The 25,793-nt window shown below is 70.8% G+C and carries 23 protein-coding genes; 16 read left to right on the top strand and 7 right to left on the bottom strand.

The features are described from left to right. The first annotated feature begins 21 nt into the window (after nucleotides 1-21). From ACSHT8_RS16345 to ACSHT8_RS16335, 3 genes are all read left to right on the top strand, one after another. Nucleotides 22-1,728: a S8 family peptidase gene (locus tag ACSHT8_RS16345; RefSeq protein WP_436501874.1), complete on the top strand. Its 1,707-nt coding sequence runs from the start codon at nucleotides 22-24 to the stop codon at nucleotides 1,726-1,728. Nucleotides 1,729-1,812: 84 nt separating this feature from the next. Next, the gene (locus ACSHT8_RS16340; RefSeq protein WP_436501873.1) at nucleotides 1,813-4,389 is read left to right on the top strand and encodes a CHAT domain-containing protein; all 2,577 of its coding nucleotides are present in this window, start codon (nucleotides 1,813-1,815) and stop codon (nucleotides 4,387-4,389) included. Between the two features lie 90 nt (nucleotides 4,390-4,479). Continuing rightward, the gene (locus tag ACSHT8_RS16335) at nucleotides 4,480-6,267 is read left to right on the top strand and encodes an AMP-dependent synthetase/ligase (RefSeq protein ID WP_436501872.1); all 1,788 of its coding nucleotides are present in this window, start codon (nucleotides 4,480-4,482) and stop codon (nucleotides 6,265-6,267) included. A gap of 400 nt (nucleotides 6,268-6,667) precedes the next feature. On the opposite strand, the gene ACSHT8_RS16330 is transcribed toward ACSHT8_RS16335, so the two are convergent. The 3 genes from ACSHT8_RS16330 to ACSHT8_RS16320 are packed head-to-tail and all read right to left on the bottom strand — an operon-like array spanning nucleotide 6,668 to nucleotide 8,774. Continuing rightward, nucleotides 6,668-7,711, bottom strand: a complete 1,044-nt coding sequence (locus ACSHT8_RS16330) for an S-adenosylmethionine:tRNA ribosyltransferase-isomerase (RefSeq protein ID WP_436501871.1) — start codon at nucleotides 7,709-7,711, stop codon at nucleotides 6,668-6,670. Beyond that, complete coding sequence (locus ACSHT8_RS16325) at nucleotides 7,708-8,100, bottom strand: VOC family protein (protein WP_436501870.1); 393 nt, start codon at nucleotides 8,098-8,100, stop codon at nucleotides 7,708-7,710. The genes ACSHT8_RS16330 and ACSHT8_RS16325 overlap by 4 nt, the downstream gene beginning before the upstream one ends. Next, nucleotides 8,097-8,774 carry an SDR family NAD(P)-dependent oxidoreductase gene (locus ACSHT8_RS16320; protein WP_436501869.1) on the bottom strand — a complete coding sequence of 226 codons (678 nt, stop codon included), beginning with the start codon at nucleotides 8,772-8,774 and terminating at the stop codon, nucleotides 8,097-8,099. The genes ACSHT8_RS16325 and ACSHT8_RS16320 overlap by 4 nt, the downstream gene beginning before the upstream one ends. Before the next feature lie 142 nt (nucleotides 8,775-8,916). Here ACSHT8_RS16320 and ACSHT8_RS16315 point away from each other — a divergent pair, with 142 nt between their 5' ends. Next, complete coding sequence (locus tag ACSHT8_RS16315; protein WP_436501868.1) at nucleotides 8,917-10,047, top strand: GAF domain-containing sensor histidine kinase; 1,131 nt, start codon at nucleotides 8,917-8,919, stop codon at nucleotides 10,045-10,047. Continuing rightward, on the top strand, nucleotides 10,040-10,681 hold the full coding sequence (locus tag ACSHT8_RS16310) for a response regulator (RefSeq protein ID WP_436501867.1): 642 nt from the start codon (nucleotides 10,040-10,042) through the stop codon (nucleotides 10,679-10,681). Before ACSHT8_RS16315 ends, ACSHT8_RS16310 begins: the two co-directional genes overlap by 8 nt. On the opposite strand, the gene ACSHT8_RS16305 is transcribed toward ACSHT8_RS16310, so the two are convergent. Beyond that, entirely contained in the window at nucleotides 10,639-11,568 is a 930-nt protein-coding gene (locus ACSHT8_RS16305; protein ID WP_436501866.1) for a hypothetical protein, read from the bottom strand. The two genes, ACSHT8_RS16310 and ACSHT8_RS16305, sit on opposite strands and share 43 nt — an antisense overlap. A 951-nt stretch (nucleotides 11,569-12,519) precedes the next feature. Here ACSHT8_RS16305 and ACSHT8_RS16300 point away from each other — a divergent pair. The 5 genes from ACSHT8_RS16300 to ACSHT8_RS16280 are packed head-to-tail and all read left to right on the top strand — an operon-like array spanning nucleotide 12,520 to nucleotide 17,383. Next, nucleotides 12,520-13,395 (top strand): hypothetical protein, encoded by an 876-nt coding sequence (locus tag ACSHT8_RS16300; protein ID WP_436501865.1) that lies wholly within the window; start codon nucleotides 12,520-12,522, stop codon nucleotides 13,393-13,395. A 44-nt stretch (nucleotides 13,396-13,439) separates the two neighbouring features. Beyond that, nucleotides 13,440-14,357, top strand: a complete 918-nt coding sequence (locus ACSHT8_RS16295; protein ID WP_436501864.1) for a LysR family transcriptional regulator — start codon at nucleotides 13,440-13,442, stop codon at nucleotides 14,355-14,357. Between the two features lie 41 nt (nucleotides 14,358-14,398). Continuing rightward, complete coding sequence (locus ACSHT8_RS16290) at nucleotides 14,399-15,400, top strand: efflux RND transporter periplasmic adaptor subunit (protein WP_436501863.1); 1,002 nt, start codon at nucleotides 14,399-14,401, stop codon at nucleotides 15,398-15,400. Nucleotide 15,401: 1 nt separating this feature from the next. After that, a complete protein-coding gene (locus ACSHT8_RS16285; RefSeq protein WP_436501862.1) occupies nucleotides 15,402-16,091 on the top strand; it encodes an ABC transporter ATP-binding protein in 690 nt (229 codons plus the stop codon). Then, nucleotides 16,091-17,383 (top strand): ABC transporter permease, encoded by a 1,293-nt coding sequence (locus ACSHT8_RS16280; protein WP_436501861.1) that lies wholly within the window; start codon nucleotides 16,091-16,093, stop codon nucleotides 17,381-17,383. Before ACSHT8_RS16285 ends, ACSHT8_RS16280 begins: the two co-directional genes overlap by 1 nt. Here the strand turns inward: ACSHT8_RS16280 and ACSHT8_RS16275 are convergent. Then, entirely contained in the window at nucleotides 17,380-18,261 is an 882-nt protein-coding gene (locus ACSHT8_RS16275; RefSeq protein ID WP_436501860.1) for a serine/threonine dehydratase, read from the bottom strand. The genes ACSHT8_RS16280 and ACSHT8_RS16275 overlap by 4 nt on opposite strands. Before the next feature lie 54 nt (nucleotides 18,262-18,315). Here ACSHT8_RS16275 and ACSHT8_RS16270 point away from each other — a divergent pair, with 54 nt between their 5' ends. From ACSHT8_RS16270 to ACSHT8_RS16245, 6 genes are all read left to right on the top strand, one after another. Beyond that, nucleotides 18,316-19,353, top strand: coding sequence for a methionine synthase (locus ACSHT8_RS16270; RefSeq protein ID WP_436501859.1), 1,038 nt, complete (start codon nucleotides 18,316-18,318; stop codon nucleotides 19,351-19,353). 68 nt (nucleotides 19,354-19,421) lie between these two features. Beyond that, nucleotides 19,422-20,507, top strand: coding sequence for a WD40/YVTN/BNR-like repeat-containing protein (locus ACSHT8_RS16265; protein ID WP_436501858.1), 1,086 nt, complete (start codon nucleotides 19,422-19,424; stop codon nucleotides 20,505-20,507). Further along, nucleotides 20,507-20,788 (top strand): MoaD/ThiS family protein, encoded by a 282-nt coding sequence (locus ACSHT8_RS16260; protein ID WP_436501857.1) that lies wholly within the window; start codon nucleotides 20,507-20,509, stop codon nucleotides 20,786-20,788. Before ACSHT8_RS16265 ends, ACSHT8_RS16260 begins: the two co-directional genes overlap by 1 nt. 86 nt (nucleotides 20,789-20,874) lie before the next feature. Then, a complete protein-coding gene (locus ACSHT8_RS16255) occupies nucleotides 20,875-21,423 on the top strand; it encodes a hypothetical protein (RefSeq protein ID WP_436502082.1) in 549 nt (182 codons plus the stop codon). 38 nt (nucleotides 21,424-21,461) lie between these two features. After that, nucleotides 21,462-23,633, top strand: coding sequence for an NAD-dependent DNA ligase LigA (ligA, locus tag ACSHT8_RS16250; protein WP_436501856.1), 2,172 nt, complete (start codon nucleotides 21,462-21,464; stop codon nucleotides 23,631-23,633). Continuing rightward, complete coding sequence (locus ACSHT8_RS16245; RefSeq protein WP_436501855.1) at nucleotides 23,626-24,168, top strand: GNAT family N-acetyltransferase; 543 nt, start codon at nucleotides 23,626-23,628, stop codon at nucleotides 24,166-24,168. Before ligA ends, ACSHT8_RS16245 begins: the two co-directional genes overlap by 8 nt. Before the next feature lie 331 nt (nucleotides 24,169-24,499). On the opposite strand, the gene ACSHT8_RS16240 is transcribed toward ACSHT8_RS16245, so the two are convergent. Continuing rightward, the gene (locus ACSHT8_RS16240; protein ID WP_436501854.1) at nucleotides 24,500-24,922 is read right to left on the bottom strand and encodes an OsmC family protein; all 423 of its coding nucleotides are present in this window, start codon (nucleotides 24,920-24,922) and stop codon (nucleotides 24,500-24,502) included. A gap of 8 nt (nucleotides 24,923-24,930) precedes the next feature. Next, a complete protein-coding gene (locus ACSHT8_RS16235; RefSeq protein WP_436501853.1) occupies nucleotides 24,931-25,584 on the bottom strand; it encodes an amino acid-binding protein in 654 nt (217 codons plus the stop codon). Between the last annotated feature and the right edge of the window lie 209 nt (nucleotides 25,585-25,793).

Raw genomic sequence — 25,793 nt, 5'->3', positions numbered from 1 at the left:
ACTATCCGGGGTGGGGAATCAATGGCGACCATGAGCCCGAGCGGCGATCACTCGACCAGCGGGAAAGGCGGCGAGGACAGCACCGGACTGTCCGAGGTCGTCGGTCTCCCGGCAGGCGTCGTGATCCGCCATCGCGCGCGCACGCTCAACCCGTCCACCGCGGTTCCCAGCCGCGGCCACCGCAAACCCGACACGACCATCTACCGCGCCGACACCCTCCTGGTCCCGCTGCGCATCGCGCGCGACCCGAAGGCGCTGGCCCGGTTCAACGCGGTCATCGAACCGCTCGGCGCCGAACTCGTCCTGCAACTGCCGGACACCGACCGCTGGCGGCGCGCGTTGGCGACCTTCGACGACAACCTCGCGGTGCCGGTCCTGCTGCGCACCCGCGAGGACGCCGTCACCGACCAGGCGCCGGACCCGTGGACGGTGCTGACGATCCTGCGCCGCAAGTTCTCCGAGGAGGAGCTGGCGGGCATCGGCCTGGAGCACGTGGCCGTGGCCGCGTCCGTCGAGATGCACGGCACGCCCTACGGCTCCGGGGTGCCCTACGGCAGCGGCGTTCCGTACGGCAGTGGCGTTCCCTACGGCAGCGGTGTGCCGTATGGCAGTGGCGTCGGCTCGGGTGGCGGCGGTGGGGTCGCGCTCGCCAGCGGCACGCGCAACCCGGTCCGCCTGTTCCTGCCGGAGCCGCACCGCGTGTGCGACCCGACGGAACTGCCCGCGGGCAGGCGGCCGGTGGTCGCCGTCCTCGACACCGGCATCGGCGCGCACCCGTGGCTGCGCGTCGGCGACGTCGCCACCGACCCGGTGGTCGAGGTGTCCGCGGAGTTCCAGGGCCTGCTCTCCGACCTGGAGACCACGCTGACCGACGCCTCCGGCGGCACCATGCCGAGCCTGGTCTCGCCTGAGGACCAGCGCGACATCCTGCAGCCGCTGCTCGGCGTCACCGACTCGCACTCCGGCCACGGGACGTTCGTCTCCGGCCTGGTCATCCAGAACTGCCCGGACGCGCGGGTGCTGTCGCTGCGCGTGCTGCACACCGACGGCATCACCACCGACGCCTCGGTGCTGCTGGCGCTGGAGTGGCTGCGGGCGCGGGTGCAGAAGGCGATCGACACCAAGACCACCGGAGGGCTCGTCGACGTGGTCTCGGTTTCCTTGGGCTTCTACCCCGAGCACACCGACCACCAGACCGGCCTGCTGCTGGCCGAGGCCGTCCGCAAGCTCACCGACCTCGGTGTCGTCGTCGTCGCCGCGGCGGGCAACGACTCCACCACCCGGCCGTTCGTGCCCGCGGCGCTGGCGCTCAACCCCGACGGCTCGAACACCGGCAACCCGCTGCTCGTCGCGGTGGGTGCGCTCAACGCCTCCGGCAAGTCGGTCGCCGCGTTCAGCAACGAGGGCGACTGGGTCACCCGGTGGGCTCCGGGCAACGCTGTCGTCAGCACCGTGCCCATGTGGCAGGGCGCGGAGAACCCCGGCCTCGCGACAGCGGGCGACGGCAGCCCCAAGCTGCCCCGCACCGCCCCCGACCCCGACGACCTGACCACCGGATTCGCGGTGTGGGCGGGCACGTCGTTCGCCACACCGGTCATCGCCGGGATGATCGCGCGCAACGTCGCGGCCGCCCCGCACGCCGAGGGTGTCGTGGAACGCGGGGCCCGCGCGTTCGAGGCACTCGCCCAGACAGATCAGGAACTCAAGGAGCTCGGCTGGATGTCGTGATCGACGCGGCTCCACCAGCCGCACCCGTCCGGCAGTAATGTCTTGTGTCATGGCCGGTCTCCTCACCCCCGCGCGGTGCCCGCGGTGAACAGCCGGGCACTGCGGCGGGCCGTGGGACTGCACTCCCGCGCGCGCGAAGCCGTGTACGGCTACGACTTCGCCCGCGCGCGGGCGCGCCTCGAACAGGCGCTCGCCGTGCTGGACGCCGCGCCGGACCCAAGCGACGCGGAACTGGTGCCGACGCGCGTGCGGGTGCTCGTCACCGCCGCGTACGCCGACAGCGAGATCGGTCTGGACCTCGGCCTGAGCAGGCTCAACGCCGCCGACGACCTCGTGCCCCACATCGTCGACACCGCGCTGCGCACCGAGCTGACCGGGCTTCTGTTGGAACAGCGCGGTTTCATGCTGATCCGCGCCGGGCGCTCCGACGAGGGACTGCAGGTCCTCGAAGAGTCCGCGCGGGTGCTGGAGACCGCGCTCGCCGACGGCATCGGCGAGCCCAGCGTGCTGGCGATCCTGTATCTCAACCGCGGCTTCGCCTACATCATGGGTGGCCACCCGGACGCCGCGACCAAGGAACTCAACCGCTGCATCGAGCTCACCGAGCGGTACGAGCTGGACGAGACCATCGGCTACAAGGCCCGGCACAACCTCGGCTACGTCGCCTACATGTCCGGCGACATGCCGACCGCGCTGCGCCGCTACGAGGACAACGCGCGGCTCTGCCGCCAGCGGGCGATCAGCCTGCTCCCGGTCGTGTTGCTGGACCAGGCGCGCGCGATGCTCGCCGCGGGGCTGGCCGAGGAGGCCGCGCGCACGCTCGACGAGGCGTTGCCACTGTTCCGCAAGCAGCGCGGCGGACAGGACTTGGCGGAAGCCGAGATCGCCCGCGCCGCGGCGGCGCTGCTCGATGACGACACCGGCCTCGCGCTGCGCCGTGCCCGGGTCGCAGAGCGCAGCTTCGCCAAGCGGGGCAACAACAGGTGGGCGGCCATCGCCGCGCTCACCGGTGTCCGCGCCCAGACCAAGACCGCCTTGCGCACCGGGCGGGTGCGCCAAGCCCTGGTCGACCAGGCCGTGAAACTGGCCGAGACGCTGCGGTCGCTCGCGCTCGAGGACGAGACCGCGCTGGCCCTGCTGCTGGCCATCCGCCTCGAACTGCGCCGCGGCGACCCGGCCGCCGCCGAGGTGCTGCTCGACATGGTGCCCCGGCCGAGGTCCACCACCCCGATCGACCACAAGATGCTGCTGCGGCTGTGCCGCGCCGAACTCGCCGTCGCCCGCGGCCGGTCGCGCTCGGCACTGGCCGAGGCGCGGGCCGGGCTGGACGAGCTCGGGCGGGTGCGCGACCGCATGGGCGGCATGGAGCTCGTGTGCGGCACCGCCCTGCACGGCCAGGAACTCGGCGACCTGGCGGTCCGGCTCGTGCTGCACAAGCCCCGGCCCGAGGGGCGGCAGCTGTTCGGGTGGCTGGAGCGGACCCGCGCGCAGGTATACCGCTACGAGCCGCTTCCCGCTATCGATGACCCGATCGTGGCGGAGAAAGCCGCCGAACTGCGCGCCTTGCGCCGCGCGGTGCAGACGTACCGCATCGCGGGCCGCCCCGCGCAGAAGCTGGAGAAGCAGACGACCGCGCTGGAGCGGGAAGTGCTGCGGCTCGGCTGGTCTGCCAGCACCTGGGGCAGTCCGCGTCCGGTCGCGGGCGTCGATGAGATCACCGGTGCCCTCGGCGACCGCGCGCTGGTGTCGCTGGCGACGTCGGGCGGCGCGCTCGTCGCCGTGGTCGTCACCCGGTCGAGGGTCCGGATGGTCCGCCTCGGCTCGTCCGCCGTGGCCGACGAGAACGCGGCCCGACTGCACGCCGACCTCGACGCACTGGCCCCCGACACACTGCCCCAGCCGATCATCGACGTCGTGCGCGGCTCGGCGAGCCGCAGCGCGGGCGGGCTGGACGCCCAGATCATCCAGCCGCTGCTCGATCTCCTCGGCGACCGCGAGCTGATAATCGTGCCCACCGGCGGCCTGTACGCGGTGCCGTGGGGCAGCCTGCCGTCGCTGCGCGCCCGGCCGGTCGTGGTCGCGCCATCGGCGACGGCCTGGTTCGGCGCGTTCACCAGCTCCACAACGGCCGGTCGAGCCGTCCTCGCCCGCGGCCCGCACCTCACCGGCCAGGTGGCCGAGGAGGAGATGCTTCGCGCGGTGTACCCGGACGCCGTGACCCTCGATGGTGACCGCGCGACCGTCGCGGAGGTGTTGGCCGCGTTGGACGGGGCGGAGTTGGCGCACCTCGCGGCACACGGCGAGCACGAACCGACGAACGCGCTGTTCTCCCGGCTGGAGCTGGCCGACGGGCCGCTGTTCGCCTACGAGGTGGCCCGGCTGCGGCAGCCACCGCGGCAGGTGGTGCTGGCGGCGTGCGAACTGGCGCTGAACTACGTTCGGCCAGGCGATGAGGCGCTCGGGTACGCCGGGGCGCTGCTGGCCAGCGGGGTGCGAACCGTGGTCGCGGCCACGAGCCGGGTCGGCGACGAGTCGGCGGCCACCGCGATGGTCGACTACCACCAGCGGCTCGCCGCCGGGGTGGAGCCCGCGCGGGCGCTGGCCGAGGCGGTCGCCGAAGATCCGTACCGCAGGCCGTTCATTTGCCTCGGCGCTGGATGAAATCGGACGAATCGACCGTAGACAGAAGTCATTCGCAGTACATACGATCACGCCTCTGTGCCCCAGTTCACAGCCTGAGAGGCAACGCGCATGAGCCAGCCCGAGACCCTGTGTGCCGCCTTCCAAGCCACCGCGCAGCTGATTCCCGACCAGGTCGCCCTGCGCACCACCGGGGACGCGGTGTCGATCAAGTGGCGGGAGTACGCCGACCGCGTGCGCCGGATCGCGGCGGGCCTGGCCTCGCTCGGCGTGGAGCGTGGGCAGACGGTGGGCATCATGCTCACCAACCGGCCTGAGTTCCACCTCGTCGACACCGCGGCGCTGCACCTGGGCGCGGTGCCGTTCTCGGTATACAACACGAGCGCGGCGGAGCAGCTGGCGTACGTGTTCTCCAACGCGGGCAACAAGATTGTGGTGACCGAGCAGCTGTTCCTGCCGACGCTGCGCGCGGTCGACGCCGACCTGACCATCGTGTGCGTCGACGGCGAAGCCGACGGCACCATGACGCTGGCCGAGCTTGAGGCCGCGGGCGCACCCGACTTCGACTTCGACGCCGCGTGGGGCGCGGTCGAGCCAGAGGACCTCGCCACGATCATCTACACGTCCGGCACCACCGGCCCGCCCAAGGGCGTCGAACTGACCCACCGCAACGTGCTCGCGGTGGCCGACGCCGTCCGCAGCGCCTACGAGGTCACCCCGGGCGACCGCGTCCTGTCGTTCCTCCCGTCGGCGCACATCGCCGACCGCGTGATCGGGCACTACCTCTCCATCCTCTTCGGCACTGTCGTCACCTCCGTCGCCGACCCCAAACAGCTCGCCGCCGCCCTGCCCGACGCCCGCCCGCACGTGTTCTTCGGCGTGCCCCGCGTCTGGCAGAAGTTCAAGCTCGCCATCGACAGCGCCCTCGCCGCCGAACCCAGCGGCGCCAAGCGCAAGATCGCCACCTGGGCACTGGCCGTCGGCAGGCGCAAGGCCCTGCTGGACCTGGCGGGCGAGTCCGTCCCGGCCACCCTCGCCGTGCAGCACAAGCTCGCCGACAAGCTCGTGCTGTCGAAGCTCCGCCACAAGCTCGGCCTCGACGAGGCCAAGGTCCCCGCCTCCGGCGCGGCGGCGATCCCGGTCGACACCATCGAGTTCTTCTGGGGCATCGGCGTCCCCGTCTACGAGATCTGGGGCATGTCCGAGACCGGCGGCCTTGGCACGTCGTGCCGGGCGGGCGCTGTCAAACTCGGCACCGTCGGCACCGCCGTCCACGGCGCCGAGATCACCCTCGCCGACGACGGTGAACTCCTGATCCGCGCGGGCTCAGTCATGCGCGGCTACCGCAACGATCCGGAGAAGACCGCCGAAACCGTCGACGCCGACGGCTGGGTGCACACCGGCGACATCGGCGTGATCGACGCCGAGGGCTACGTGTCCATCGTCGACCGCAAGAAGGAGTTGATCATCAACTCCTCCGGCAAGAACATGTCGCCGACCAACATCGAGAACGCCGTCAAAGCCGCCAGCTCCCTCATCGGCCAGGTGGTCGCCATCGGCGACGACCGCCCGTACGTCTCCGCCCTGATCGTCGTCGACCAGGACGCCGCCACCGCCCTGGCCGCCAAACACGGCCTGGATGCCTCCTCCCCGAGCACGGTTCTGGCCCACGAGTCAGTCCGCACCCTCATCACCGATGCCGTCCGCAAGGGCAACACCACGCTGTCCCGCGTCGAGCAGATCAAACGGTTCCGCATCGTCCCCGGCTTCTGGGAGCCCGGCGGCGACGAACTCACCCCCACCCTCAAACTCCGCCGCAAGCCCATCGCCGAGAAGTACGCCCACGACATCGACGACCTCTACGCCGACTCACCCACCCCGTCGACGGTCAACGTCTGACCGACCTCACGGTCGGAGCGGAGGGCCTCGCCGATCATGCAGGGCAGCGCCCGCGGGCTGACCCGGCCGTCACCCCAGCGCGCAGCCAGCCGCTGAACCGTCCGGATTCAGCGTGGCCACCCGCACCGCCACACCCCGACACAGGTGGCAGCTCGGCATTGGCAAGCTCGTCCTGGCGTCCTGGCGTCCTGGCGTCCTGGCGTCCTGGCGTCCTGGCGTCCTGGCGTCCTGGCGTCCTGGCGTCCTGGCGTCCTGGCGTCCTGGCGTCCTGGCGTCCTGGCGTCCTGGCGTCCTGGCGTCCTGGCGTCCTGGCGTCCTGGCGTCCCTTCCCTCCCTTCCCGTTCTCTTCCCCTCTTTCCGCTTCCCCTCCTTTCCTCCCTCCTGTCTGATCGTCGGTGTGTCAGCGAATCAGCAGGTTCAGGTCGCCGAACTCGTGCCATAAGTACTGGTGGGCGATGGCCTCCCGATAGCAGTCGCCCAGCAGTTCGGTGCCCGCGATGGCGGCGAGCATGTCCAGGTGTGAGGCGTGCGGCTCGTGGAAGCCTGTGAGCAGGCCGTCGACCACCCGAACTCCCCGGTCGGGCGTGACGATCAGGTCGGTCCAGCCGCTGGCGCCTGCGACGACCCCGTCCGGCTCGACGGCGCTCTCCAACGCCCGCACCGCCGTGGTGCCGACCGCGATCACCCGGCCGCCGTCCGCCCTGGTGTGGTTGACCAGCGCCGCCGTCGACTCCGGCACGGCGAATCGCTCGGGATAGGGCCGCTCGTGTGCCTCCGGCGACGCCACCCCGGTGTGGAGCAGCACCGGCGCGAAACGGATCCCCGCCGCCACAAGGCCCGTGACCAGTCGGTCGGTGAACGGACGCGACGCACTCGGCATCTCGGCGCTGCCGGGCTCGGCGCCGAACACGGACTGGTAGTACCGGATCGGCCAGTCGCGGGGCACGTACTCGTACCGGATCGGCTTGCCCACCGCCCGCAGGTATCCGATCACCGACCCGAACTGCCCCGGGTCCACCGCGGCCTCCCACAGGCGCTCCCGCGAGTACGGGGCCGTCAGCGTGACTGATGCGCCTTCCGGCAGGTCGTAGCGGGTCCCCACGGTGCCGGAGCGATAGGGAACGGTCGCCCGGCCGCCTGCCTGACGCAGTTCGACGAGCCATCGCCCGTCCGGCAGTTCGGTCGAGAAGTGCACCGTCAACTCGCTCCCCGGGACCTTCACCGCAGCCGGGATCGTGGTTGACGTGTTCACGACGAGTAGACCCCCGGGGAACAGGACCGACGGCAGGTCGGCGAACCGAAGGTGGCGCACCCCGGCCCCGCTGCCCACCAGCAGCCGCACGCCGTCGCGGGACAGGCCGCGCGCCTCAGGCGGCTCGTGGGCCTCCAGGTCGGGTGGGAGTACGAACTCCAAGGTGGGCACGACGTCTTCCGCTGTCGTCATTCTCGCTCCGATTTCGTTGGATGGTCTTGTTTCTCCGTCCACACCATCAGCCGTTCGCCCGCGGGCCCACTGACTTCGAACCCCGCGTGCCCGCGTGGATATGTGCCGAGCGCGCGGACGACCGTCTCCGGGTCGAGCGCCGCCAAGGCGTGTTCGACGTCGGCCATGGTCGGTAACTCCAAGGCGAGTGGCGGCGGCCCAGGCCGACGGCTTCCCAGCGACGAGACGAATTCGAGGTGTGCCCCCGGCGTCACCTCCAGTACCGTCCCGCGCTCGTACGCGGTGGACCAACTGTCCACTTCGGAGAGACCGAGGCGGTCGCGGTAGAACGCGCGCGGTACGTCGATGTCATCGACTTCGAACGGGATCCACAGCGCGCGCGGGCTCATGTCAGCTCCGTCAGCCGGTAGCGGCCGGACGCCGGGTCTTCGGCGAACAGCTTCAGCACCGCGGGCACCACGGTTGCGGGCAGCGGCCGGTCGCTGATGTCCTCGCCGGGGAACGCGTCCTGGTGCATCTGGGTCCGAAGGTCACCCGGGTCCGTCCACCACACGCGCACGTCGGGCTCCTCCGCGGCGAGGACGTTGCTGAGTTGCTCCACAGCGGCCTTGGATGCGCCATAGCCGCCCCAGCCCTCGTATGCCTCGACCGCCGCGTCGGAGGTGATGTTGATGATGGTGCCCGCGCGTTCCCGCAGGCCCGGCAGTGCGAGTTGGGTCAGTGCGAGGAGTGCGACGACGTTGACTTCGAACAGGTCGCGTACGGCGTCGAGCGGCAGGTCGGCTAGTTGCGGGAGCGGGCTCGGACCCAGCGTTCCCGCGTTGTTGATCAGCAGGTTGGCGCCGCCGAGGGCATCGGCGGCGGCGATGAGCTCCGCGCGGTGCGCGGGATCGGTGATGTCGCCGGGCACGGCCCGGACCGTGCCCGGCAGCGCGGCCGCGGCCGCGGCCAGCGCGGGACCGGTGCGGGCGTCGAGCACGAGGTCCCAGCCGTTGTCGGCGAGCCCCGCGGCGAGCGCCTGGCCCAGGCCGCGGGAGGCGCCGGTGATGATGGCGACGGGCATGTCCGTCCTTTCGTCGAGTGGATGTTCGAGATCGACGTTAGGCCGGTTCGAGGGGCTCGCCATCGGACCAGAGACCAGACTTATCTACGACTTTGGTCTTAGGACCGGGCCTTTCGTCGGCGGCCGTGGGTACCGTGAAATCGTGACCGGAATCCAGCGGAACGAACTGCGCGAGGTGAGCAACGCGGTGCTCGCCGTCGCGACTCATCTGTCCCCGCGCGACGTGCTGCAGACGATCCTGACCTCCGCGCGCAGGCTCGTGGGCGCGCGGTACGCCGCGCTCGGGGTGCCCGATTCCGATGGCGGCTTCGCCGAGTTCCTCGCCGACGGGGTCAGCGACGAGCAGTGGGCCGCGATCGGGCCCGTGCCCCGGCAGCACGGTCTTCTCGGCCTTCTACTGTCCGATCCGAACCCGATCCGGATGCGAGACATCCGCGACCATCCGAGTTTCGGCTGGTGGCCAGCCGAACACCCGGTGCTGACGGACTTCCTCGGCATGCCGATCACCGACGGCGACGAGATTCTCGGCGAGATCTACGTGGCCAACAAGGAGGTGCCTGGTGGGTTCACCGAAGGCGACGAGGAACTGCTCGCCCTGCTGGCGAACCACGCCGCGATCGCGCTCGTCAACGCCCGCTTGTTCGAGCGCAGCCGCGAACTGTCCATTGTGGAAGAGCGCAATCGGATCGCGCGCGAGCTGCATGACTCGGTCACCCAGAAGCTGTTCAGCCTCCGCCTGATCACCGACGCCCTGGCGACACTGATAGACAGAGACATCGCTCAGGCCAGACGCCAAGTGGACACGGTGCGGAACCTGGCCGCCGACGCGTCGGACGAGCTGTCCGCCGTGGTGTTCGGGCTCCGGTCGCCGGACTTGGCGGGCGACGGCCTCGACATCGCCCTCCGAAAGCAGATCGATCTGCTCGACCGGGTGCACGAGCCGGCGGTGCGGTTCCGCAGCCGGGACGTGCCCCGCCTCGCTTCGGCCAGGGAGGAGGCGGTGTACCGGATCACCCAGGAGGCCCTCCACAACGCGTTGCGGCACTCGCGCGCGAGCGAGATCACCATCGACCTCGTGTTCATCTCGCCGAAGTTGGTGCTCACGATCGAGGACAACGGCGTCGGCTTCGACCCGTCGCCATCGGTGCAGACGGCTCGGCGCCTCGGACTGAGTTCGATGCGGGAACGCGCGCGCGCCGCGGGCGGGCGGCTCAACGTGACGTCGGAACAGCCGGGCGGGACGACGGTGCGGCTGGAGGTGCCCGTTGACTGACGAGATCCGGGTCCTGGTGGTCGACGATCACCCGATGGTGCGCCAAGGTCTGCGCACGTTCCTCGACATGCAGGACGACATGACCGTCGTGGGCGAGGCGGTCGACGGTGCGTCGTGCCTGGAGGCGGCGGAGCGGCTGCGGCCGGACGTGATCCTGCTTGACCTGCGAATGCCCGGCACCGACGGGGTATACGCGCTGCGTGGTCTGCGGGATCTCGGCAACCCGGCCCGGGTCCTGGTCGTGACGAGCTTCGTGGATCCGTCGGCGATCGTTCCGGCGGTGCGGGCCGGTGCGGCGGGGTATGTCTACAAAGACGTGAAGCCGTCCGCGTTGGCCGTCGCGGTGCGGTCGGTACACGCGGGACACGTGTTGCTGCACCCGGATGTGGCCCGGCTCCTGGCCGAGGGCGACACCCGGCCAAGCGATTTCAAGCTCACCTCGCGCGAGTTGGTGGTGCTCGGCGCGGTGGTGCAGGGACTGTCCAATCGGGAGATCGCGAAGCAACTCGCGTTGTCCGAGAAGACGGTCAAGGCCCACATGAGTGCGATCCTGGGCAAGCTCGGCATGCAGGACCGCACCCAGGCGGCGCTCTACGCGGTGCGAATGGGGTTGGTGTCTTTGGTCGGAAAGTGAACAACGCCGTAGACGGCGACGATCCCCGAGAGCAGCAGCGCCACGAGGCCGATGCCGACGACCACATCGGCCACCAGCGGCGCGGCGAACGGTGACACCCCCAGCGCGGACTCGACTCCGACGGCCACCGCGACCAGGCCGTAGCCCACGGCGCCCAACTGGACGACGCGGAAGCGGAGCATCTCCGTCCACATGGTGAAGCCCAGCAGCCACGCGAGCCCAGGCAACACAAGGACGGCGTGCAGGGCGACCGCGTGGATCGGCTTGAACGCGCCAGCGGTGGTGTAGGCGAGATCGGTGTCGCCCGAACTGACAGCGACGCTCCCGCGCGCGATCATCGCCCCACCCGCCGCCAACGCGACGACCAGCAACACCAAGCCGGTCCGCACCGCCAACCGCATATCCGCCCGCCCAACCGACCCACGACGCAAGGCGGCGACGGTGAAGGTCAGCACCGAGACCAGGATCAGGCCCCCGCCGATCGCCAGTGAGGTGGAGATTGCCCGATTTAGGCCGGTCTCACTGTTGAAGTGCGATGGCACTCCGCGCCACGCCTGCACGGAGATGAGGCTGACCTCAAGGACGCTCGCCGCCGTGAACAAGCCGACCATGGTGGCGCGGACACGGTCACCCAGGCGAATCCAGGTGCTGACCCACACCAGGGTGATGAGGGTCAGCCCGAAGGACAGACCGAAGGTGACCGGCTTGCGCCAGGACACCGGCCCCTGCCATGGGCCGCCGTCGACCAGGAACACCCCGAAGTGGGCGATTCCGGAAAGGAGAAGAGCGAACCCCACGACATACGCGACTCGCTCGACCCGCGTGCCACCAGTCCAGACCTCACGCACCGCGGCGCGCATCGAACGAACCTGCCCCTCAGCGACCATCGCCCTCCACCTCCGGTCTCCATAGTCGCCCCTGGAGAGCCGCCCGACATCCGCCCAGACACGTCAAACGACATACGCCCCGTGACGTAGAAGGACGGATAGCCGACGTGGATGGCACGGCTGGGCCTCGGCAGGTTCAACTCGGCTTGGCCAGCCCAGCCCGCACCCAGCCCAACGGCGCGATCGACTTGGCCCGGCCACCTCGCCCGCCCGGACCACTTGGCGCAACCCCAGGTATCTCTGCCCAGCTCAGCCCTCGTCCTGCACCGCTCTCGCCCTGCCCTGCCCTGCCCTGCCCTGCCCTGCCCTGCCCTGCCCTGCCCTGCCCTGCCCTGCCCTGCCCTGCCCTGCCCTGCCAGGCCAGGTCCGGCAAGGCCCGGCCCGGCCCGGCCTGGCGCGGCCCAGCCCGGCCCGCCAGGCGCAGCCCGGTCAGGTTCGCCCTGCCAGGCCAGACCAGGTCAGGTTTCAGCTCGGCCCGCCCTGCGTCGGCCTGTCCCGCCCTGCCTTGCCCTGCCTTGCCCTGCCCGCCAAGCCCGGCCCGGCTAGGTCCTGCCTGGCCTGGTCAGGTCAGGTCAGGTTCAGCCCGGCCCTGCCCTGCCAGATTCGGCCGAGCCCAGCCCAGCCCAGCCCAGCCCAGCCCAGCCCAGCCCAGCCCAGCCTGGTCCCTCCCCGCCCCAGCCCGCCAAGCCCGGCCAACTCCAGCCAGGTCCAGTCGGGTGGTGCGGTTGGTGGGTCTGTGCGCGAAGGGTGGGCTGGTTGTGCCCGCTGGGCGGTTAGGGCCACTCCTGGGTGGCGAAGCTGAGCATGTTGGCGGGGTGTGACCATCCCTGTAGCGGGTTGTGGTCGTGATCGGGCTCGGCGAGACTGCAAGCCCTGCTGATAGTCGTAAGTCGGTCCGTGTCCAGCCGTGGCTGCGCCGGTCGTCGTGAGGGTGTGTGGAGGTTCCCCGGCATGCGCAAGCTGCACTGGGCCAGTTGGTTGGCGCTGGGCTTGGCGGTGGCTGTCGCTGTGGTGGCGATTGTCTTTGTGGTTCTGCAGTCCCCGGTGGGGTCGAACGCGCATCATCAGCCGTCGGGGGCGCCGATGTCGTTGGCGGCTCATAGTGATGGGTTGTCGGACTTCGAGAATGGGTTCCGCTTTGAGCCGGTGGCGGTGCCGTCGGTCAAGGGGGACGCGGTGCCGGTGGCGTTTCGGATTGTGGGGCCGTCGGGGGCGGCGGTTACTCAGTTCCAGTTGAATCAGACGAAGCTGATCCACTTCTTCGTCATCCGCGACGACATGCAGGGCTTTCAGCACCTTCACCCCGAACTCGACGGCGACACGTGGCGCACGGCCGTGCGGATCGCCGACGGTGGTGCGTATCGGATGTTCGCGGAGTTCATCCCCACCGACACCAAGGACGTGACGCACCCGGTCGTGCTCGGGGTGCCGTTCACGGTCGCCGGGGACACCAAGTTGACGCAGGTGCCGCCGCCCGCCGCCGAGTCGGACGCGGGTGGTGGGTTCACCGTGGTCAGGCCGGAGGGGGCGACGCAGGCCCCGGTGCGGCAGCCGACCGTCCTGCGCTTCTCCATCCGGGGGGCGGACGGTGCGCCGGTGCGGTCGCTTGACCCGTACCTCGGCGCCCACGGGCACATGACCGGGTTCAACACCACGCTGCTCTCGGCCACCCACATGCATCCGCGGGAGGCGCTGGGCTCGCCGCTCATCAATGGGGAGTTGACGTTCCAAGCGCTGTTCGGGGAGCGGGGTGAGTACCGGCTGTTCCTCGAGTTCAGCGCGGGCGGATCCACGCATCGGGCTGAGTTCACCGTCTTCGTGAACTGAAGCGACGGTAACCAATCAATCGCGCGACCGGTTAGCCTTGCTTCATGTTTGACCTGGTGAGGCTGCGTGTCCTGCGTACGGTCGCGGATCAGGGCACGCTCGCGGCCGCCGCGGAGATCCTGCATCTGACGCCGTCCGCTGTCTCCCAGCAGATGGCGAAGCTCGAGCGGGAGGCCCGCTGTGCCCTGATCGAGCGCCATGGCCGCCGGGTCCGGCTCACCGAGGAAGGCAAGCTGCTCGCGCGGCACGCGGAGCGGATTCTGGGTGCGGTCGAGGCCGCCGAGGCTGATCTCGACGAGCGGCGGGGTGAGGTTCTCGGCGAGTTCACCGTCGCCGCGTTCCCGACCGCGGTCCGCGGGCTCCTGCCCGGGGTGGCCAGGGCGATGAACGAGCGGTACCCCCGGCTGAAGCTCCACCTGCGCGAAGTCGAGCCGTATGACGCCATCGCCCAGCTCGGGCGGGGGGATGTCGACCTCGTGATCGCGCAGGACTGGGTGAACGTGCCGCTGGCGACCCCGGAGCGAATGCGGTCGTGTGACATCGGGCAGGACCCGGTTGATGTCGCCCTTCCCGATGCGCACCCGCTGGCCGGGAAAGCCACAGTCAAGCCCGCCGACCTGGTCGGAGAGCGCTGGATCGCCTCGACAGCGGGCACCATCTGCCATGACTGGCTGGTCAGCACGTTCCGCGGCGTCGGGCACGAGCCGGACATCGTCCACCAGGCGGGTGAGTTCCCCACGCAACTCGCCATGGTCGCCGCGGGCCTCGGGGTCGCGCTGGTGCCGCGGCTGGCGGGCGATCTCGTGCCCGACGGGGTGCGGGTCCGGCCGATCGAGCCGGGGATGTCGCGGCGCGTGTTCGCGGTCTGGCGGGAGGAGAGCGCTCGGCGTCCGTCAGTCCAGGCTTTCGTCGAATCCGCACGTCAGCACTGGGTTCAACATCACTATTCACCTCATGTATAGACTGCGTGTGTACCGGGCAATTCGACTATCTGGGGGTACCGGTGACCACACGATTGCGCGCGGCGCTCATCGCCGTGCTGATAACCACGGCGGGCTGTTCGGCCACGGACTCGGGTTCGCCGACACCCGGTCTCGCCGAGCGCGGGACCACGATGACCACGGCCAAGCTGACCCGTCAGGACCTGAACAACAAGGTCAGCCTGACCGGCAAGGTCACGCTCAACCCGATCTTCGGCCTCGTCGCCCCGCTCGACGGGCAGATCCGCTACGTCGAGGTCAAGGAGCAGACCGGCACGCCGACCAAGCCGACCCGGGCGGGCGCGGTGTGGGCGGCGGGCAAGCCGACGAACGTCGATGTCCCGGCGGGCTCGGTCTTCACCGGGCGACTGGTCGGTGACAAGACCTCGGTGACGGCGGGCATGCCGATCGTCTCGGCGAAGTACGGGGGCTACGGCATCGTCGCCGACATCGACGGCGCGCAGGCCTACCAGCTGTCCGACACGCTGACCTCGGTTCGCGCGCAGATCAAGAGCGGCCCCGGTCCGTTCGACTGCGCCGTGCTCGGCACCATCGCCGCGCTTCCGGCGGGCACCATCCCGGAGCCGCCCGCGCCGCCGGTCGCGCCGCAGCCCAATCCGGCCGACCCGAATGCCAAGCCCGCCCCGCAGCCGCAGCCTGAGCAGCCGAAGAACCCGCGCCAGCCGTCGGAGGCGACGGGGATGCGGCTGGTCTGCACCGCGCCCGCCGACGTGAAGCTGATCAACGGCGCCGCCGCCACCATCGAGGTGGTCACCGAGTCCGCGAAGGGTGCGCTGGTGGCGCCGGTCGAGGCGGTCGCGGGCAAGCAGGGCGCGGGCAAGGTCGAGGTCATCGGCGCCGACGGCGCTCGCCAGGTCAAGGACGTCGTCCTCGGCCTGACCGACGGCCGGGTCGTGCAGATCAAGTCCGGCCTGACCGGCGACGAGACGCTCGCCGTGCCCGGCCCGAACCTGCCGCCCGCGCCGCCGCAGCAGGGTGGTCCGTCGCCCGCCATGGGAGGCTGACGTGACCCCGCTCATCGAGCTGACGGGGCTCACCAAGACCCTGAAGGGCCAGGGTGAACCCCGTTCGATCCTCTCCGGCGTCGACCTGACTGTCCACAGTGGTGAGAGCGTCGCGATCCTCGGCCGGTCGGGTTCCGGCAAGAGCACGCTGCTGAGCCTCATCGGCCTGTTCGACCGCCCCGATGGCGGCCGGTACATGCTGGGCGGCAAGGACATCACGTCGCTGTCCGAGCGCCGCTCCGCCCGGTTGCGCAGCGACGAGTTCGGCTTCGTCTTCCAGCGGTTCTTCCTGCTCAAGCACCTGACCGCCGCGCAGAACGTGGCGATGGCGCTGGTGAACGGGCAGGGTTGGGCGGCACGCCGCAAGCGCAAGGCGAAGGTGATGGCCGCGCTCGACCTGGTCGGTATCGCGCATCTGGCCAAGCACAAGCCTCAGCGGCTGTCCGGCGGTGAACAGCAGCGGGTGGCTATCGCGCGTGCGTTGGTCCGTGAACCCAAGGTGCTGTTGGCCGACGAGCCGACCGGCGCCCTCGACACCGAGACAGGCGCGCTGGTCATCGAGGTCCTGCACTCGGCGACGACCCGCGGCTGCGGCCTGATCCTCGTCACCCACGACCACGCGCACGCCAACCGGATGAACCGCGTCGTGCGGCTCGCCGACGGCAAGCTCGTCCAAGGGGGACACCTCTGATGGCCCTCTCCGGACGTTTCCGCTCGGCGCTGATCATCGGTGGACAGGGCATCCGCGCACGCAAGCTGCGCACGTTCCTGTCGATGATCAGCTTGTTCCTGGGTGTCTTGGCCGTTGTCGCGGTGCAGGCGGGCGCGGAGATCGCCGACCGGGCGATGCTCGCCGACATCGAGCTGTCCGCGGGCAAGGACGGCACCCTCATGATGAACCCCCCGGTCAACGGCGAGATCAGCACGATCATCGCCGAGACGCTGGCCGGGCGTTCGGACGCCGTCGGCGCCGTGAACGCCTCCGGGATCATCGGCGAACCGCGCGTCATGCCGATCAATCCTGGCGCGTCGCCGCTCAAATACGCCAGTCAGGGCGGATATGGCGGACCGCAGATGATCTGCGACCCGACCGGGTGCCGGGAGATCAAGCAGGACGACAGCCCGCCGCCGCCCGGGCAGGCTATCGAGCTGCAGTTGGCGGGCCTGACCGGCGACATCCGCCAGTTCCGGCCGTTCCAGCAGGAGTCCGGGCAGTGGCTGGACTTCTCCGGCGCTCCGTCCATGTCGCCTGGTCTCGTCCTGAACCGCGAGGCCGCGGCCGCGCTCACCAAGTACCGGCTCCCGGCGGAGCTGCGGATCAGCGGTGCGAAGTCCAACCCGACGCCCCGGATCCTGGGCGTGGTCCATGACGGCCGCGAGCAGCCCACGGCCTACGTTCGGGCCGACGAGCTCACGACGTGGGGGAGCACCGGCGACTCGTATATGTCGATCTACCTGCACCCGTCGGCGACCGACGTCGCCGAGACGATCAAGGCCCGGCTCGTGGCCAAAGGCGTCAACGCCGAGCAACTGCAGGTCTTCCCGATCGAGGCGCGCAAACAGATCGAGTCCGAGCTGCGCCTGATGCAGCTGATCTTCCTCGCGATGGCGGCGCTGGTGCTGCTCATCGGTATCGCGGGCATCCTCAACGTCGGCCTCGCCACGGTCGGCGAACGCATCGAGGAGTTCGCGCTGCGCCGCGCCGTCGGCACGCCGCGGATGCTGCTGGCGGGCATCGTGCTGGCCGAGACGTTGATCATCGGCCTGCTGACAGCCGCGGCGGCGGTGGGCACGGGCGTGCTCGGCCTCAAACTGGCTTCATCGGTGCTCGGCGGGCGGCTGCGGATGCTGGAGGGCGTCGAATTCCCCTGGCAGGCGGGAATCGCGGGGGTGATTGCAGGTCTCGCGGCTGGAGTCCTGGGTGGCTTGCTCCCCGCGATCCGCGCGGCCCGGATCCCGATCGCGACGGTGATGCGCGCCTAGCTGGGCGTCCAGTCGGTGTTGGCGCCGCAGACGATCACGCACGCGAGCTCGCCGGGCACCCGCCCGGCGAGCCACGCGGCGAACGGGACGGCGGCGGCGGGCTCGACGGCGATGCGGAACTCGTCCCACAGACGGTCGCGGGCGGCGAGCAGTTCGGCGTCGCTGACCAGGACGGACAGCGTGTCCGCCGCGCGCAGGATCCCGTAGGTCAGCTCGCCCGCGCGCGTGGCGCCCAGCGCCGAGGCGGCCACCGAGTCGACGGCCGAGTCGACCGGATGGCCAGCGGCGAACGCGTCGTGCATCGCCTGGCAGTTCTCGGGTTCCACGGCGACGACGGGACGCCCGCCGCCGAGCACGGTGCCCGCCGCGAGCCCTCCGCCGCCGACCGCGACGACCATGGTGTCGACGTCCGGCGCCTCCGCGACCACCTCCGCCGCGCACGTCCCCTGGCCCGCGATCACCAGCGGATGGTCGTAGGCGGGCAGGTAGAGCGCGTGTTCGGCGTCGGCCATCGCGGCGGCGTTGGCCTCGGCGTAGGACTCGCCGAGCTGGACGAGTTTCGCGCCCGCCGCCTCGATCCGCCGGACCTTCGCAGCGGGGGCGGTGCGCGGGACGTACACGGTCGCGGGGATGCCGAGCACGCGGGCGGCGGTGGCGACGGCGAGGCCGTGGTTGCCGCCGGAGGCGGTGACCACCGCCTCCGGGCGCTCGCCCAGCAGCGCGTTGAGCGCGCCGCGGAACTTGAACGACCCGGTGCGCTGCAGGTGTTCCAGCTTCATGACCAGCGGCCGACCATCCACTTCGGAGCGGAGCAGCGGCGTCCTGCGGGCGTGCGGCGCGATGCGGTCGGCGGCGGCGGTGACGTCACGGTGGTCCACGAGTCATGCTAACCGGATGTGCGGGCGCCGAGCCCGATCGTCCAGACTGCACGGGTGACCACCACACCCTGGGCGCCCGGCTCCGCCACCGGAATCGGCTCGCTGCCCGGCGACGACCCGCTGGAGGCGGCCACCGTCGTCCTCGGTGAGCTGCCCGACCTGCCCCACCTGCCTGAACTCCCCGCGCGCGGCCTCGGCGCGGACATGATCGGCCGTACCGCCGCGCTGCTGGTCGACCTGGCGGTGGAGTTCGTGCCGTCTGGCTACCGCGTCACCGCCCGGCCCGGCATCGACCACCGCCGCGGCGTCGACCACCTGCGCCGCGACCTCGACGCGATCGAGGAGGCCGTCGGCCGGGCCGGTGCCGCGCCCGCGGTGCTGAAGGTGCAGGTCACGGGCCCGTGGACGCTCATGTCGGGTATCGAGCTGCCGCGCGGCCACCGCGTGCTGACCGACCGCGGCGCCCTGCGCGAGTTCACCGAGTCCCTGTCCGAGGGCCTGAAGGAGCACGTCACCGAGGTCCGCCGCCGGACGGGCGCGCCCGTGGTCGTGCAGCTCGACGAACCCAGCCTGCCGACCGTCCTGGCTGGTGCGCTGCCCACGCCGTCCGGGTTCGGCACCGTGCCCGCCGTCGCCGAACCGGAGGCCCGCGAGACCCTCGCCGCCGTCATCGACGCGGCCCGCGCCGCGACCGGCCGGCCGGTGATCGTGCACTGCTGCGCTCCCCGGCCGCCGATCGCGCTGCTGCGCTCGGCGGGCGCGGACGCGCTGGCCGTCGACGCCACCCTGCTCGACGACATCCCCGCCGCCCTCTCCGACGAGATCGGCGAGGCGTGGGACGCGGGCGTCACGTTCTTCCTCGGCATGCTGCCGAGCACCGACCCGGGCAAGGCGCCGACGCTGCGTGCCGCGGCGGACCCCGCGCTGCGGCTGGTCGACCGCCTCGGCTTCCCCCGCGACATCCTGGGAACGCGCGCCGTCGTGACACCGACTTGCGGTCTCGCGGGCGCGTCGACGGGCTGGGCGCGGCGGGCCATGGCGCTCGCGCGCGACGTCGGCAAGGCGTTCGTGGAGCCGCCGGAGTCCTGGTAGGAGCGCATTTCTGGTCGCTGTCGGGGGCCGGGCGTAACGTGGCGCCCGTCACTTCACGGGAGGCAGAGATGACACAGAAGGTGCTGCTCGCGATCGGGACGCGCAAGGGCCTGTTCCTCGCGACGAACTCCGGTGCCGACTGGGAGGTCACCGGCCCACAACACCCGATGACCGACGTCTACGCCGTCGCCATCGACACCCGGCGCGACACCCCGCGCCTGCTCGCGGCGGTCACCTCGGAGCACTGGGGGCCGAGTGTGTCGGTCAGCGACGACCTCGGCGAGACGTGGTCGGAGTCCGACCACGCGCCGGTCGCGTTCCCCGAGGACACCGACACCGCGCTGGAGCGGGTCTGGCAGCTCGCGCCGGGGCCGCGCGACGAGCCCGACCTGGTCTACGCGGGCGTCGAGCCGTCCGCGCTGTTCAAGTCGACCGACGGCGGCAAGAACTACGAGCTGGTCCGCGGCCTGTGGGACCACCCGCACCGCGAGAAGTGGACGCCCGGGTTCGGCGGCATGGCCGTGCACTCGGTGATCCCGCATCCGACCGACCCGAGCCGGGTGACGGTGGCGATGTCGACCGGCGGCGTCTACGTCAGCACCGACGGCGGCGAGTCGTTCACGGCGAGCAACGAGGGCATCAAGGCCTACTTCCTGCCCGATCCGTTCCCCGAGTTCGGCCAGTGCGTGCACAAGATCGCCCAACACCCCGACCGGCCGGAGCGGTTCTTCGCGCAGAACCACCACGGGGTCTATCGCAGCGACGATGGCGCGCACACCTGGAAGTCGATCGCCGACGGCCTGCCCAGCGACTTCGGTTTCCCGATGGTCGTGCACCCGCACCGCCCGGACACGATCTACACCTTCCCGCTGACCGCCGACGCGATGCGCTTCCCGCCGGACGGCCGCTGCCGCGTCTACCGCAGCGACGACGCCGGGGCGACGTGGACGGCGTTGACGAACGGCCTGCCGGAAGAGGGGTTCTGGACCGCGGTGATGCGTGACGCGATGTGCGCCGACGACGCCGACCCGGCCGGGGTCTACTTCGGCTCGCGCTCCGGGGAGGTCTACGCCAGCCGCGACGAGGGCGAGAGTTGGACGCTCGTGGCCGCCCATCTGCCCGACGTGCTGTCGGTGCGGGCCGCGGTGATCTGATGGTCACGGTGCTGCTGCCGGGTGTCCTGCGGGCCATCGCGGACGATCAGGCGAAACTGGAAGTCGAGACGACACCGCCCGCTACCCTGGCTGACGTCCTCGATGTCGTCGCCGAGCGCTATCCCGCGCTGGGCAGGCGCCTGCGCGACGAGAGCCGGGGACTGCGGCGGTACGTGAACTTCTATGTGGACGGAGAGGAATGCCGGTATCTGGGTGGGGCCGACGCGCCGGTGCCGGACAACGCCGAGATCCAGGTGATCCCGTCGGTGGCGGGCGGCTAGCGCGCTGGTTCGGCAGGCGGGCCGCCGAGGTCGAGCCGCCGGAACCGGAGGTGCTGGCCGAGCGGTTCTGGTGTTCCTGGCAGGAGATGCTGCCGGAGATCGCCACCGCGCTCGGCGAGGGCGAGCCGCAGCGGGTGGAGAACGCGCTGTGCGAGCTGGTCGCCGCCGTGCACCCCGACCTGCACTTCTCGCTGGAGCGCGGGATCCGGTCGATCTACGCGTTCGTGGTCAGTGGTCAGGAGGATCCGGCGCTTCGGCCGTACACCGACGCGTGGAAAGCGCTTGCGCCCGACGACACGCCGCTGTGGGAGTTCCACGACTCGGTGCCCGCGGTGCCGGACCCGACCGAGGTCACGGTCAACCTGGGGCCCCACCGGATCGGGCTGGCCGACGTGCGGGTGCGCGCCCAGGTCGACGAGGAGGAAGGAGTCGTCGACGTCGCGGTGTACCACCCGCTGCTGTCCGAGCTGACGCCCGAGGCGCGCACCGCGCTGACGTTCCTGCCGCTCGACGCCACGCTGGGTGAGCGGCTGGCCGGGGCGCGCCTGCGCCGCGTCGAGACCGCCGCGGAAGCCCCTACCGACGGCATCGGCCTGTTGGAGCTGCGGGAACTTATCCACAGGCTGGCTCGCTGATCTCTCGGATGTCGGTGGTCCTGGCTACTCTTTGACATGTGACCAGTGTTGAAGAGGATCTCCCGCAGGAGCCCGAGACGGCCGCCGTCGAGGGTGTCGAGGACGTGCCAAGCGAGGAACGCGAGCGTCACGCCGAGCTCGCCGAGGAACTGCTGGCCCACCAGTTCCGCTACTACGTGCTGTCCGCGCCGACGGTCTCCGACGGCGAGTTCGACGTGCTGTTGCGCGAGTTGGAGGCGATCGAGGAACGGCATCCCTCGCTGATCACACCGGAGTCGCCGAGCCAGCGCGTCGGCGGCACCTTCTCCACCGAGTTCCGCGCGGTCGACCACCTCGAGCGCATGCTGAGCCTCGACAACGCCTTCGACTCCGACGAGCTGAGCGCCTGGGTCGACCGGGTCGAGAAGGAAGTCGGCTCGGCGGCGCACTTCCTGTGCGAGCTGAAGATCGACGGCTTGGCGATCAACCTGCTCTACGAGAACGGCAAGCTCACCCGGGCGTTGACACGCGGCGACGGTCGCACCGGCGAGGACGTCACGCTCAACGTCCGCACGATGCAGGACGTGCCGGACCGTCTCACCGCGACAGACGAGTTCCCCGTGCCCGCCTTGGTCGAGGTGCGCGGCGAGGTGTTCTTCAAGGTGGAGGACTTCACCGAGCTGAACGCCCGGCTGGTGGAGGCGGGCAAGCCGCCGTTCGCCAACCCGCGCAACACCGCGGCCGGGTCGCTGCGGCAGAAGGACCCGAAGGTCACCGCGAGCAGGCCGCTGCGGATGATCTGTCACGGCCTGGGCAAGCGGGATGGCTTCGAGCCCACCGCGCAGTCCGAGGCGTATCGCGCGCTTGCGGCGTGGGGGCTGCCGGTGTCGCAGCACACCAAGGTCCTCGACACGGCCGATCAGCTCGCCGCGCACATCAAGTACTGGGGCGAACACCGCCACGACGCCGACCACGAGATCGACGGCATCGTGATCAAGGTCGACGAGGTGTCGCTGCAGCGCAGGCTCGGCACGACGTCGCGGGCCCCGCGCTGGGCGATCGCGTACAAGTACCCGCCGGAAGAGGCGACGACGATCCTGCTCGACATCCGCGTCAACGTGGGGCGCACCGGCCGGGTCACGCCGTTCGCGGTGATGGAGCCGGTGAAGGTGGCCGGGTCGACGGTGGAGATGGCGACGCTGCACAACGCGTCCGAGGTCAAGCGCAAGGGCGTGCTGATCGGCGACCGGGTGGTCATCCGCAAGGCAGGCGACGTGATCCCGGAGGTGCTCGGCCCGGTGATCGAGGCCCGCCCCGCCGACGCGCGCGAGTTCGAGATGCCGACGGAGTGCCCGATCTGCGGGACGACGCTGGCCTACGAGAAGGAAGGCGACGCCGACATCCGGTGTCCCAACGCCCGGTCGTGCCCCGCGCAGCTGCGGGAACGGCTGTTCCACCTCGCCGGGCGCGGCGCGTTCGACATCGAGGTGCTCGGCTACGAGGCCGCGGCGGCGCTGCTGGCCTCCGGGGTCATCTCCGACGAGGGCGACGTGTTCTCCCTCGACGAGGACAAGCTCGCGCAGGTGGAGTTGTTCCGCACCAAGGCCGGTGAGCTGTCTGCCAACGGGCGCAAGCTGGTGGCGAACCTCGACTCGGCCAAGGACCGTCCACTGTGGAAGGTCTTGGTGGGGTTGTCGATCCGACACGTCGGCCCGACCGCCGCGCAGGCGTTGGCCCGCGAGTTCGGCTCGATCGAGGCCATCGCCACCGCCGGCGAACAGGCACTCGCCGACGCCGAAGGTGTCGGCCCCACCATCGCCGCCTCCGTCCGCGAGTGGTTCGAGGTCGACTGGCACCGCGAGGTGGTCGACAAGTGGCGCGCGGCGGGCGTGCGCATGGAAGAGGAGCGCGACGAGTCCACGCCCCGGACACTGGAGGGCCTGTCGATCGTGGTGACGGGCAGCCTGACGACGTACTCGCGCGACGAGGCCAAGGAGTCGATCATCGCCCGCGGCGGCAAGGCCTCGGGGTCGGTGTCGAAGAAGACGGCGTTCGTGGTTGTGGGCGACGCGCCGGGCTCGAAGTACGACAAGGCCGTCCAGTTGAAGGTGCCGGTGCTGGACGAGGACGGCTTCCGGGTGCTGCTGGAGCAGGGACCGGAGGCCGCGACCGAGGTCGCCACCATCGGCGATCCGAACGCCGGTTCCGACGAAGGGAGCGGCGATGAGTAGCGCCAACGGCGCGCCGCCGAGCAGCCAGACCGCGGCCGAGGTCCGGCCCGCCCGGGCAGACGAACTGGACATCGTGGGCGAGCTGACACTCGACGCCTACCAGGCCGACGGGTACCTCGGCCCAGGCTCCACCGGCTACGCCGAAAGCCTCGCCGACGCCGCCGGCCGAATGCGTGCCGCGGAGTTGCTGGTCGCGGTCGACCGGGCAGGCGCGGTGGTCGGCACGGTCACGATCGCCTTACCGGGTTCGGAGTACGCCGAGATCTCCCGCGAGGGCGAACTGGAGTTCCGAATGCTCGCCGTCGCACCGGCCGCGCGGGGGCAGGGCATCGGCGAGCAGTTGACCAGGGCCGTGCTCGCCCGGGCGCAGGAACTCGGGCTGCCCAGGGTGGTCATGTGCAGCTCCCACAAGATGGCGGGCGCCCACCGCCTCTACGAGCGCCTCGGGTTCGTCCGGCTGCCCGAGCGCGACTGGAGCCCCGGCCCCGGGGTCCAGTTGATCGCGTTCGAGACGGAGGTGGTCGCTACGACGTGAACCAGCGCTAGAGATCGAGAACCGGTACGACCGCTCGGTGGGTGCGGTCGGCAGGGCCAGGCTCACGGCAGTGACTCCGGCAAGTGGCTGCCTTCGAGTGAGCGCGGTCGATAGGGCCTAGCTGAAGGCTGCGACTCCGGCAGGTTGCCGCCTTGAGCGGGTGTGGTCGGCAGGCCCTAGCTGAGGCAGGAACTCTGGCAGATTGCCGCCTTCGAGTCGACACGGCCAAGCTGCGGGCAGTGACCCTGGCTGGTTGCCGCCTTCGGGTGGGGCGCGGCAGGCCGGGTGCTGAGTCAGCCGTCGGTGTGGGCCAGCGACTGGCGGGGTGGCGTCAGTCGGTGGTGACCTGGACCGGGGTGCCTGCCTCGACGGTGCGGCTGACCGTGCACAAACGGTCGTGGGACTGCTTGGCGGCGCGGGGCAGGGCTTCGCGGGCGGAGTCGCCTTCGGCACCTTCCGGGAAGCGCACGGTGAACCGGACTTCCAGGTTCTCCATGTGGTTGCCGCGTTCCGGGTCGCGCAGCTTGTCGCCGGTGACGGTCACGGTGAACGAGGTGGGTTCGGCTCGCCTGCTCGTGATGTGGTCGACGTCGACGGCTGAGCAGCCGCCGATGGCGGCCAGGAGCAGCTCCACCGGGGTGAAGTCGGCGTCGGTGCCTTCGCCGATGGTCAGCTTGCCGCCGCGGACGTTGGTGATCTCGTAGTGGCCGAGGGTGGTCCGCTCGATGGAGACCGACCGCTGGGTGTCGCTCATGGGTTCCTTCAGTCGGGCAGGACGACGGCGACGATGCCTGCCAAGTGGGCGAGGCGGGCGACCTCCGCGGCGCGGAACATCGGGCCGCCGGGGCGGCCGACGAGCAGGACGCGGTCGGGCTTGCCCAGTGGGGTCGCGGCCAGTTCGGTGCCGAGTTCACGCCAGGTCTCGGGGACCCAGGGCTCCTCGCCGTCGAGGATGGTGGCGCGGGCCAGGGGCATCCAGGGCAGGTCGAGGGTCTGCACGGTCGGCGCCGCGCCGCTGGCGGCCACGGTGTGGGCGCCGCCCGCGTCGGAGGTGACCACCAGGGCCCAGCCCGCGCGGATGATCTTGGGGACGCCCTTGGTGAAGATCTCCAGGCCGTCGTTGGGCTCGGCCGCGACCTCCTCGACCAGCTCCAGCTCGCGGTGGGTGTCGAGCACGCCCGCGTACGGGCGGACCGCGTCGACCTCGACGCCCTCCACCGACTCCGCCGCGGTGATCAGCACGTCCGGGAGCCGGCCGCTGGGCAGCTCGACCACCAGGTCGTCGATGGCCACACCGCCGAGGCGTTCCACCACGTCCACACTGAGGATGTCGGCCCCGATGGCGCCCAACGCGGTGGCGACCGCGCCGAGGGTGCCTGGGCTGTCCGGGAGCTGGACCCGGATCAGGAAGGACAAGGCGAACGCCTCCCGATGTACCGTTCTGGGCGCGGACCATGCCGTCCGCGCGTTGAGCCGACCGCCGATTGTCGCAGACCAGCGATCCCGCGCGGCCACCGGCGACCGCATCGCGGGACGGCACCGGTCTACACCGCAAACCGAGTCGAGAACAACCCGTTCGGGGCTTCCATCCTGCGGGAAATAGACTCTCGAAGTCCTGTCGCAGA

It is taken from the genome of Actinokineospora sp. HUAS TT18 (genome assembly GCF_051364635.1).
Lineage (GTDB): Bacteria > Actinomycetota > Actinomycetes > Mycobacteriales > Pseudonocardiaceae > Actinokineospora.
This window is presented reverse-complemented; position numbering and strand designations above follow the sequence as displayed.

Excerpts from the sequence above, each read along its gene's own strand:
- ACSHT8_RS16345 (WP_436501874.1), top strand. The coding sequence starts at position 22 with ATGGCGACCATGAGCCCGAGCGGCGATCACTCGACCAGCGGGAAAGGC.
- ACSHT8_RS16335 (WP_436501872.1), top strand. The coding sequence starts at position 4,480 with ATGAGCCAGCCCGAGACCCTGTGTGCCGCCTTCCAAGCCACCGCGCAG.
- ACSHT8_RS16330 (WP_436501871.1), bottom strand. The coding sequence starts at position 7,711 with ATGACGACAGCGGAAGACGTCGTGCCCACCTTGGAGTTCGTACTCCCA.
- ACSHT8_RS16325 (WP_436501870.1), bottom strand. The coding sequence starts at position 8,100 with ATGAGCCCGCGCGCGCTGTGGATCCCGTTCGAAGTCGATGACATCGAC.
- ACSHT8_RS16320 (WP_436501869.1), bottom strand. The coding sequence starts at position 8,774 with ATGCCCGTCGCCATCATCACCGGCGCCTCCCGCGGCCTGGGCCAGGCG.
- ACSHT8_RS16305 (WP_436501866.1), bottom strand. The coding sequence starts at position 11,568 with ATGGTCGCTGAGGGGCAGGTTCGTTCGATGCGCGCCGCGGTGCGTGAG.
- ACSHT8_RS16300 (WP_436501865.1), top strand. The coding sequence starts at position 12,520 with ATGCGCAAGCTGCACTGGGCCAGTTGGTTGGCGCTGGGCTTGGCGGTG.
- ACSHT8_RS16295 (WP_436501864.1), top strand. The coding sequence starts at position 13,440 with ATGTTTGACCTGGTGAGGCTGCGTGTCCTGCGTACGGTCGCGGATCAG.
- ACSHT8_RS16280 (WP_436501861.1), top strand. The coding sequence starts at position 16,091 with ATGGCCCTCTCCGGACGTTTCCGCTCGGCGCTGATCATCGGTGGACAG.
- ACSHT8_RS16265 (WP_436501858.1), top strand. The coding sequence starts at position 19,422 with ATGACACAGAAGGTGCTGCTCGCGATCGGGACGCGCAAGGGCCTGTTC.
- ACSHT8_RS16260 (WP_436501857.1), top strand. The coding sequence starts at position 20,507 with ATGGTCACGGTGCTGCTGCCGGGTGTCCTGCGGGCCATCGCGGACGAT.
- ACSHT8_RS16255 (WP_436502082.1), top strand. The coding sequence starts at position 20,875 with ATGCTGCCGGAGATCGCCACCGCGCTCGGCGAGGGCGAGCCGCAGCGG.
- ACSHT8_RS16245 (WP_436501855.1), top strand. The coding sequence starts at position 23,626 with ATGAGTAGCGCCAACGGCGCGCCGCCGAGCAGCCAGACCGCGGCCGAG.
- ACSHT8_RS16240 (WP_436501854.1), bottom strand. The coding sequence starts at position 24,922 with ATGAGCGACACCCAGCGGTCGGTCTCCATCGAGCGGACCACCCTCGGC.